Source organism: Gryllotalpicola sp. CP2-P1, from assembly GCF_057512245.1.
In genome coordinates this window covers 1-1063 of the sequence record NZ_JBLRDT010000399.1, presented here as the reverse complement: position 1 = coordinate 1063, position 1063 = coordinate 1, and the positions used below count along the sequence as shown (strand labels likewise).

The 1063-nt window shown below is 72.7% G+C and carries 2 protein-coding genes; one reads left to right on the top strand and one right to left on the bottom strand.

Annotation, left to right across the window (positions count from 1 at the left end; translation table 11 throughout):
- The coding region (locus ACM2XV_RS15540; RefSeq protein WP_487027607.1) for a hypothetical protein at positions 1 to 234 on the top strand (234 nt) is incomplete at its 5' end.
- Positions 235 to 249: 15 nt separating this feature from the next.
- Here the strand turns inward: ACM2XV_RS15540 and ACM2XV_RS15535 are convergent.
- The coding region (locus ACM2XV_RS15535; protein WP_487027606.1) for a phosphoenolpyruvate carboxylase at positions 250 to 1063 on the bottom strand (814 nt) is incomplete at its 5' end.

The following is a 1063-nucleotide window of genomic DNA, read 5'->3' as shown; positions in this document are numbered from 1 at the left end:
AACGGCGCCATCCCGCCCGGCCGGCAGGAGCGGGCGGGGCTCGAGATCGTCCGTGTCGCCGCGTGCGGCATCGCCGAGGCGTGCGTCTGGGACGCCGACGACCGGCTGATCGCCCTGCTGCGCACGGCCATCGCCGAACTCGAGCAGGCGAAGACGTCGGCGCACCGCGCACCAGAGGCACGTCCGGCGGCACGAGGCGAGGCGCTGCGGCCCGAGGCATCCCTCACGGCCTGAGCCCCTCGCCGCCTGTCACCCGGTGTTCTGCAGGCCGGCGGCGACTCCGTTCACCGCGAGCAGCATGAGCCGATGCGGCTGGTCCTCGGCGTCGGTCGAGCCGGTCGCGCGGATCTCGCGCAGGGCACGCAGCTGCAGCAGCGAGAGCGCGTCGACATAGGGCGACCGCAGCTGCACCGCGCGCTGCAGCACGGCACGGCCCTCGAGCAGCTCGCTGTGGCGCGAGGTCAGCAGCACCTGCTCGCGCGTCAGCGCCATCTCGTCGAGCACGAGCTGCGCGAGGTCTGCACGGCCGTCGAGGGCCAGGTAGCGGCGCGCGAGGCGCTCGTCGGTCTTCGCGAGCGACATCTCGACGTTGTCGATCATGGTGCCGAACAGCGGCCACTCGTGGTACGCCTTCTGCAGCAGCTCGGGGTCGCCGATCGAGGCGAGCGCCGTGCCGAGGCCGAACCAGCCGGTCAGGTTCACGCGAGCCTGCGACCAGGCGAACACCCACGGGATCGCGCGCAGGTCCTCGAGCGACTCGAGCGACAGGCCGCGGCGTGCGGGGCGCGAGCCGAGGGCGAGCAGACCGACCTCTTCCTGCGGCGTGACGCGGCCGAACCACTGCGCGAAGCCGTCGGCCTTCACGAGCTCGAAGAAGCGTGCGCGGCTGGCTTCGTCGAGGCGCGCCGCGAGGGCGGCGTAGGCGACGGATGCCTGCTCGTTGCGCTCCTGATTCGAGGGTGCCTCGGCCAGCAGCGTGGCGCTCGCCATCTGCTCGAGGTGCCGCGCGGCGATGGTCTGGTCGCCGTACTGCGCGAAGATCACCTCGCCCTGCTCGGTGAGC